General features: G+C 52.0%; 8 protein-coding genes. 5 read left to right on the top strand and 3 right to left on the bottom strand.

Annotated elements, in window-relative coordinates:
* From ACYC56_RS10095 to ACYC56_RS10085, 3 genes are all read right to left on the bottom strand, one after another.
* Positions 1 to 1,107, bottom strand: a 1,107-nt coding sequence (locus tag ACYC56_RS10095) for a hypothetical protein (protein WP_461374056.1), incomplete at its 3' end; no start/stop codon positions are given.
* Positions 1,108 to 1,175: 68 nt separating this feature from the next.
* The gene (locus tag ACYC56_RS10090) at positions 1,176 to 2,735 is read right to left on the bottom strand and encodes a hypothetical protein (protein WP_461374055.1); all 1,560 of its coding nucleotides are present in this window, start codon (positions 2,733 to 2,735) and stop codon (positions 1,176 to 1,178) included.
* Positions 2,736 to 2,854: 119 nt separating this feature from the next.
* Positions 2,855 to 4,093 (bottom strand): RecB family exonuclease, encoded by a 1,239-nt coding sequence (locus tag ACYC56_RS10085; RefSeq protein WP_461374054.1) that lies wholly within the window; start codon positions 4,091 to 4,093, stop codon positions 2,855 to 2,857.
* A gap of 74 nt (positions 4,094 to 4,167) precedes the next feature.
* Here ACYC56_RS10085 and ACYC56_RS10080 point away from each other — a divergent pair, with 74 nt between their 5' ends.
* From ACYC56_RS10080 to ACYC56_RS10060, 5 genes are all read left to right on the top strand, one after another.
* Positions 4,168 to 4,782: a hypothetical protein gene (locus ACYC56_RS10080; RefSeq protein WP_461374053.1), complete on the top strand. Its 615-nt coding sequence runs from the start codon at positions 4,168 to 4,170 to the stop codon at positions 4,780 to 4,782.
* The gene (locus ACYC56_RS10075; RefSeq protein ID WP_461374052.1) at positions 4,783 to 5,733 is read left to right on the top strand and encodes a peptidase MA family metallohydrolase; all 951 of its coding nucleotides are present in this window, start codon (positions 4,783 to 4,785) and stop codon (positions 5,731 to 5,733) included.
* A gap of 223 nt (positions 5,734 to 5,956) precedes the next feature.
* Positions 5,957 to 6,517, top strand: a complete 561-nt coding sequence (pyrR, locus tag ACYC56_RS10070; RefSeq protein WP_461374051.1) for a bifunctional pyr operon transcriptional regulator/uracil phosphoribosyltransferase PyrR — start codon at positions 5,957 to 5,959, stop codon at positions 6,515 to 6,517.
* Position 6,518: 1 nt separating this feature from the next.
* Positions 6,519 to 7,451 carry an aspartate carbamoyltransferase catalytic subunit gene (locus ACYC56_RS10065; protein ID WP_461374050.1) on the top strand — a complete coding sequence of 311 codons (933 nt, stop codon included), beginning with the start codon at positions 6,519 to 6,521 and terminating at the stop codon, positions 7,449 to 7,451.
* On the top strand, positions 7,444 to 8,010 hold a 567-nt coding region (locus ACYC56_RS10060), incomplete at its 3' end, for an amidohydrolase family protein (protein ID WP_461374049.1). The genes ACYC56_RS10065 and ACYC56_RS10060, both read left to right, overlap by 8 nt.

The following is an 8,010-nucleotide window of genomic DNA, read 5'->3' as shown; positions in this document are numbered from 1 at the left end:
GTGGGGCGGGTCACCGTTGTCCACAGGTGTATCTACGAGAACGGTTGGCTCGGGTTTTGCGCCTCCCGTGCGATCGGCCGTATCGCTCTCATCCACGTACGTGTACATAGGGCTTTTCTCGGTTTTACTCACGCGCACAATCCACCCTGGATGGTAAATAACTTGCGTATCATAGAAATGCCTGATGTCGCGGGGTCTTGGGTCGAAATAGACCAGTTGCTGCAGTTCGATAGAGAGGGGCTTGTGGCCTGAGAGAATATTTGCGAATTTGTCGGGCTGCGTTTGCCAGTCTTTTTTGTAGGCCCTAATTACTTGCTCGGCTATGACCTGGGATTGGGCCGGTCCGAGAAGGATTTTATCGCTACCTTCAGCTTTAAACTCATGCCAGCGCCTGTAATAATGTGCACCAGAGAGCTTGGTTATACTGACTTCAATCCGGTCATCCCAAATATCGACACCATCGAACTGATGACCGTAGCCTCGCTGAAGCCAAACGATTTTGTCGGGACTGTTAGGCTGCGCCTCTCTAAATCCCTGGCTCGCCAAGGTGAGCTTTTCATCCGGCACGCCGCCATGATTCTTGATAAAATCCTTAGTCATCGGCTCGGCATCGCCATACCGGAAAAACATCGGGCTCTTCTCGGCTGGTCCGATGCGCATATAGTAAATGCCGCCGAACTTATCGATAGAGAGTTTACCTTTCTTGTTGCCCTTCTTATCGATCAGGAACCAATGGCTGCCAACGGGGTAGAAGGTAGACGGCTTGGCCGCAGTATCCTCGATGGTTTGAAACGGCGCAAACCACTTCATAACAGCACCTTGGTCGGGTCCTTTGTCGGTTGCCATTATTTCCGGGAGTCTGTCGGGGTACGGGTCTTTGTGTCTGCTGGCATTGACTCTTGCTACGATCCCATCCACCGTAGCTGTGGTTTCTCCAATCCACATTGGGGATTTCTTAGCGCTTGCAGTTTTTGCTTTTTGTTTTTTGCTGCTGGAAGGGGATGTTTTTCCGGTGCATCCCACGACTACTAGCATAAGCAGCATCGATACTGCCGTCGCCACTATAACTACCGATTTTATTGTCGCTGTTTTTGCTGTAAATCCCACTACAAAAGCTCCCCTCAAGACTAGTTGATGTTCTGCCAATAGGTTATTGTAGCACAAGAGATTTTATCTCATCGAGTTACCAAACTTTTAAGCTTATCGTTCGACGCAATAGCATCGGTAAATATATACCGTGGGCCACCCACGTTGATTAGGATCTTTGTAAAGGGATCATCGCCGTAGAGCTGTTTATTATATTCAGACCTCTTTGCGTTATCCGCTTGGCTCTCATTAAAGCAAATGAACGCTTCGCTGCCGTAAATTCGATAATAGCCGTCACGCGTAAATTCCAGCCTGCACGAGCCGTCCCGTGGAAAATCTTTCTCCTCCATATCGCGGCCGAGTTTACTGTCGGTCACAAAGAAAACATTCGAGCGCCCGTATACAAGAAGCAACCCGCCCTGAGGATAGGTAAAGGGAGTATCGCCGCTCGCCCCCATCATATCGGCCTTTTTCTCATAGTATGGCCGCATTTTGCTTAGGATGTTTTGGGACTCGTGAAGAATCACGCCGAACTCACGGGCACCCGGGCTCCAATGCCGTAGAGTCTTACCGTTCTTTACAAGACCTATCCATATCGGAACAGGGATTTTGGCGCTGATAGATTCATCCTCAAACTTCTGCATCGCCTTGATAGAGGCCGGTCCATATCCGGCGCCATACTCGTTCCCCTGGATTTCGCCGGTAGAGCCATCCACGATTGCGTCCCAACCAGTTACGCGTATTCTCCAACCAGGTTTAAGAATAGACGAGGGTGGGCTGTCGCACAGTTCCATGCGATTAAGCTGTTGGGGATCATAATAGACGGGTTCGAGCAGGCCAACGACCACGTTTTTCGTGTGTGTCATCGGCCCGAAATGCTTCACTGCTATCTCAATCGCTTTCTCGGGGCGTATGACCTCTTTGCGCTTACCTGCGGGGCAGAGCTGGTGCCAATTGCGCAAGTACCGGTCGACTACATACTTGCCAGGCGCCAATTTGCTGATCCGTACCTCGATGCTATCCATCTCAAGGGGCATGCCCGTAAGTTCGCGAACGTACCTTACGGAATACCCGATTGTACCGACACTCTTTACCCGTCTACCGTTCACATTAGTCCGGATTTCTCCTCGGGTATCGGGACTTGCCTGCATGAGCTTGGCTTCTACGGGAAATCCGCCATGTGTTCTTATGTAATCGACAGCCTGTGCGACCGCTTCGGTCTTCGAGATTGGCGCAAATCCGGGGAAACCAGCCCGGCCTACGGAATTTACAAGGACAGGCGACGCAAAGCTCACCGAACTCCTCGATATGATGATAGTACCGGTTTCATCGCCTGAAACATCCCATGCCGTCGTGCCATTAGGATGTTGTTTTTTTACGGCGGTTTTTGGTTTAAACCAGCCGAGCACTTGTTTTATGGGCAGTATGTCATCCTTTAAAGAGAGAGCAGGGAGCAGAGCGCCATATGAGACCATTTCCGGCACGACCTTTACGTCATAATCGCCTATGAACATCTCTCTGTGTAGCGTTATGTGCTCTATTTGCTGCGTCTTGCCGGTGGTCTGTTTGGTTTTCGTGCAAGAAATTAAGGATAGTGCTAGTGCCAGGATCATAAGAGAGGACAGGGATATCGCGCCCCATTTTCTCATATACTCTCCTTACCGGTTGTCGCTGCTCAAAGGGTTATTGAGTGTACTTGTAAGTGATTCGTAGTTATCATATTAGCACTCTCACGGAACCGTTTGAAGGAAGAATTTGGTCCTTTTTATTAGTGCTTTTCCAGCTCATCCTTGACATACAAGGCGTAGCTGATTTCTTCGACTTCCTTTGCGGTCTCAATAAGTTTGCGCAGCTCACTCTGGGAATCTTCGTCGTCGAGAAGCTGCTTGAGGAAGTGGCCGTTTACATCGAGGACTTTATCCCAAAGACCACGGGGCTCGAGCAAATCACGCAGTTTGTCCACGTTATAGTGGGTGGTTTTGTGCGCACGGCGTGCGAGGCGTCCGTGCGTGCCGCTGATCGATGTTAGGCTATTCGATTCGCAGTAATTATGGATGACCGTTTGCAGGTCTGCCAGCCGTAAGCGGGCGTTGCTGATCTGGTTCACCAGGTCAAGATATTCATCGACCGCTTTTTCAATCGCAGTCGCACTCTGTTTCAGTTCTTTGATCGCTTCCGTTGCTCTCGTCGCCGTTGCCGTTGCAGCAGCGGAGCCACCGTTGACCTTATTATTCCCATGAACTCCATTAGATACCTTACCGTTAGCGGCGGCTTTCGCCAGCATAACCGGGTCGTTCATGTGAAGGGGACATGATTCTATAAAATCACACCACGGGCAGAGCGGGTTTTTAAAGGGCTCGAAGTTTTTTGCGCCGATACCTTCAGCCACCTTATGAATCGTATCCTGCGCGCGCTTTATGTCGGTTTTTGTCTTTTGGGCGCTCACACGTTCGTTCGGCACCAGGAAATACAGGGTCACCTTCTGCGGTGCGATCCCGTAGAGGTGCTCGGCGGCCATGTGGTAGATGGGGAGCTGCAGGTCGGTAGCTATCTTCGTCCTCGGCGGTAGTTTGCCGTTTGTCTTGTAATCGATGATCTCGAGCCCGCCGCCCTCAAGCCGGTCGATGCGGTCGATGATCCCTGAGAGGGTTATTCCATCCATATCTACGGCAAATCTTTTTTCCACCGCAACCGGAACGCCGAACGACGGGGCGTTTTCCCGGTAGAATTGAGTGAGGATAGCCCGGCCCTTTTCTTTATACTCCTGCTCCAACGCCTCGCTCTCGTACCCATCGCGCAACCATACGTTATCCAGCTCTTGCAGGAGATCCTCCAAGTCACAGGGCTCGGGTACCTCGACGCGATAGAAGAATTCGAGTGCCGTGTGAATACTGCTGCCAAAACTTAAATGGTGCGAGGGCTTGGTCGGTAGTTTATCGACGTAAAGAAATTTGTAGGAGAGGGGGCATTTTTGGTATGTTGAAATGGCCGAATAACTAAGTCTCACGGTTTCTCCTACGGGACGGATTGGTAGGCTGTACCTGACTTAGTTTACCGAAGCACGCGAAGGGGGTCAAGGAGTTGAATACCAAAAAACGGCAAAGGATCATTGTTCTTCTCACGGGGGTATTGGCGCTGGCCTTGCTGGCATCCTGTTCGAGGCAGGTTACTAAGCCCCTGGAAAAAGGAGATATTAGGCCGACAAAAGTATCTAAGCCCGCAGAAGAAAATCACACTGCTGACAAGACGAGCGCCGGCGTCACCATTTACGGCAATCCCGAGCAAATCGAAGTGTTTAGTGGAGGCAAGCGGCTAGTGCTTAAGCCTGGAGACGGGTCTTATAGCAAAATCACCAGCGTTTGCGAGCGCATTGTATTGCGGGTCGGCGCTTCCGCAAACGAACCTCCCGTAAGCGATGCCTCCTATATAAAAATGAGGGGTGTCGCCTTTAGAGCGGTGCGCCTCACGTATCACCGGGAGCCGGTTTTTGTCTTTTTCGGGACAATCGATCGTATTAAGCAGAACAAAACTCTGGTGGGCGCCAAGGGATTAAAGCAGGTGACATTTTTTGTTCCCGTAAGTGCTGCATCACTTAAACCAGATACCATATTTGATGGGTTTTATTATGGGAATATACATATGGTAAGCACACTCACCAACACAGACCTCCTTGAACTAGTTAAGGGACTACAATAGATGGATATATCGAGAGGGGCTAAACTACCGAACCGGGTAACGACTAGGCGGTTAACATATACGCTCCTAGCCTTGATACTGGCATTTCTAGCGATCGTACCGATGATCTCGCCGATTCCGTCTTCCAAAGCCTATGCCATAACGCCCCAAAGAGATTGGGCGACTTACGAATCGCCGCATTTTATAATCCGCGCCGTAAAGCGCTCGGATCTGCAGCAGATAGGGCAGACCGCCGAATCCATCTACGACAACATGGCCCAGCGCTATGATTTCCATCAGAACGAGAAGATACAGCTCTATATCTACACCGACCGTTCCGCCTTTTTAAGCGAAAGTCCCTCTGCCGATGCCGCCGGTTACGCATCCCCTGGTCAGAATATAATAGCGATTCTGCTTAATGCCGGAAACTCGACTGTGACTTTAGGCCATGAGATAAACCATATAATCTTCATTAATAGCGTGCCCAGGATAAACACCGTCCCGCAGTGGTTTATCGAGGGGCTGGCCATCCATGAGTCTCAACCCGGCATCGAGGCCGCCCAGCTTGAACGATACGCCCTGGCCAGGGATATCCCCGACATCGTAGGCTCAGAACAGCCAGACAGCGATTTTTCAACGCCCCAGGACTATGCAGAAGGGTATATGATGATCACCTTCATCATCGATAAATTCGGCCAACCCAAGCTGTATGAGATAATTTCGAGCTTGCAAGGCGGCGCGGATTTTGACACCGCCCTTACGCAAGTGCTCGGCCGCAGTCAAGACCAGCTCAACTCCGATTGGCGCGCTTACGCCCGCAACCAGACAATCGCCATCTGGCTCACCCGCCTCCAGGATTTCGGCTGGTACCTGATGATCATCATCGGTATCCTCGCCATAATCGTGGCCCCCATAAAGAAGCGCCGGCGCATGCGCCAGATGGAAGACGATGACGAGCCGGAGGGTGATTAGAGCTCGTTTGAAACGACGTAGACTCGATGACCTGCATGTAGAGAGTGTGTGAAAACCGGTTGCATGGCATCCGGGTTTCTGATATTATATATGAGGCCTTTAAAAATAGTCCTGCGAGGCTAGCAAGGTTGGCAATCGAATAGTAACGTTTCGCGACAACATGCCTATCTTTTCGTGCACTCGCAGAAAAGGTATTTTTTTGTACTAAAACAGGGAGCGGTTTATGAGTTTTAGGGAAAAAACAAAGGTTATGGATAGCGAAACTATGGGCCGGGCAATTACCCGGATTGCCCATGAGATCCTCGAAAACAACCGTGGAGCGGATAATCTAGCGATAGTAGGAATCCGCAACCGCGGTATTTTTTTTGCCCGCAGGCTTGCGGAAAAGATCAAGGAGATCGAAAACGTTGAGCTTCCGGTCGGCTCTCTCGACGTCACGTTCTACAGGGACGACGTCAAAACGCACTCCTCACCAAAGATATACAAAACCGAGATACCATTCGATGTCACGGATAAAACGATAATTCTGGTCGACGATGTCCTGTTTACCGGGCGCACGACTCGCGCATCGCTGGATGCCATCATGGATTACGGCAGACCGGCCGCGATACAGCTGGCAGTCATCATAGATCGCGGTCACCGCGAGCTTCCGATCAGGGCGGATTACGTCGGCAAAAATATTCCGACGGCACGCAAGGAGCGCGTCAAAGTGAACGTCTCCGAAGCGGACGGCGAAGACTCTGTGATAATAGGTGAGAACGGTGACGAGGTGAGAGGTAACTAACTTGGGACTACGACACAAGGACTTAGTGAGCATAAACCAGCTGACGAGCGATGAGATAACCCTCATCCTGGATATGGCCGAGTCTTTTCGGGAGGTATCCGAGCGCCCGATCAAAAAGGTTCCGACCTTGAGGGGGCGCACGGTCATCAACCTTTTCTTCGAACCGAGTACGCGGACAAGGACCTCATTCGAGCTTGCCGCAAAGCGCCTGAGCGCAGACACGGTCAATATCTCAAAGAGTACCAGCGCTGTCGTTAAGGGTGAGAGCATCAAAGATACCGCCCAGACCATTCAAGCCATGGCGGCCGACCTGGTGGTTATCCGCCACGCGGCCTCCGGTTCTGCGGCGCTTCTCGCTAAACATATGGACTGCAGCGTGGTCAACGCAGGGGATGGCTCGCACGAGCATCCCACGCAGGCGCTTCTCGACCTCTTTACCATCCGCCAGGCTTTCGGGACGCTCAACGGGCTCAAGGTCGCCATCGTCGGCGATATTCTCCACAGCCGTGTGGCCGGGTCGAACATACTGGCGTTAAAGAAAATGGGTGCGGAGGTTACCGTAATCGGTCCACCGACGCTAATCCCAAAAGGTGTAGAATCGCTCGGCGTAAAGGTTTCGCACGACCTCGATTCGGTTCTTCCCGAGGTCGATGTGTTATACCTCTTAAGGATACAACTCGAGCGGCAGGGAGAGCCGCTGTTTCCATCGCTTCGCGAATATGCGACGCTTTTCGGCCTTAACAAGAAGCGTCTGCAGGCGGCGAAGCCCGATTTGATTGTGATGCATCCCGGCCCGATCAACAGGGGCGTCGAAATCGCCCCCGAAGTCGCGGATATGCCGCAGTCGGTAATCACCACTCAGGTGACGAACGGCGTCGCGGTTCGGATGGCCATACTATATTTACTGCTGGGTGGTGCTGATAGCGATGAGTAGATACTTGATACAAGGTGGACGGGTAATCGACCCCGCAAACAACATCGACGATACGCTGGACGTTTTGATAGAGGACGGAAAAATCGAAGCCGTAGGCAAACACCTCACGGCTGATGCCGAAGTAATCGACGCCTCGGGGATGGTCGTCGCCCCCGGGCTTGTAGACATGCATGTCCACCTGCGCGATCCAGGGCGGACCGATGAAGAAACGGTCGAGACCGGCCTACGCGCGGCGGCAAAGGGCGGCTTTACGAGCATCGCCTGCATGCCCAATACCGACCCGGTGACCGATTCGCCTTCGGTCGTCGAGTACATACAACGCCAGGCGAGAGACGCCGGCTTTGGAAATGTTTTCCCGATCGGCGCGATCACCCACGGTTTAGCAGGAGAGCGCCTCTCGGAGATGGGCGAGTTGATAAAAGCGGGCGTAGTCGGGTTTTCGGATGACGGCAAATGCGTTATGAACAGCCAGCTCATGCGCCGCGCCCTTGAATATACCAAGATGTGGGACAAGCCGGTCATCTCACACGCCGAGGACGAACTACTGGCCCGCAACGGG

The organism is Candidatus Aquicultor sp. (assembly GCF_054640775.1).
This window is presented reverse-complemented; position numbering and strand designations above follow the sequence as displayed.

What these genes read in the sequence shown, in the direction of transcription:
- pyrR (WP_461374051.1), top strand. Translation starts at nt 5,957, where the DNA reads ATGAGTTTTAGGGAAAAAACAAAGGTTATGGATAGCGAAACTATGGGC.
- ACYC56_RS10090 (WP_461374055.1), bottom strand. Translation starts at nt 2,735, where the DNA reads ATGAGAAAATGGGGCGCGATATCCCTGTCCTCTCTTATGATCCTGGCA.
- ACYC56_RS10075 (WP_461374052.1), top strand. Translation starts at nt 4,783, where the DNA reads ATGGATATATCGAGAGGGGCTAAACTACCGAACCGGGTAACGACTAGG.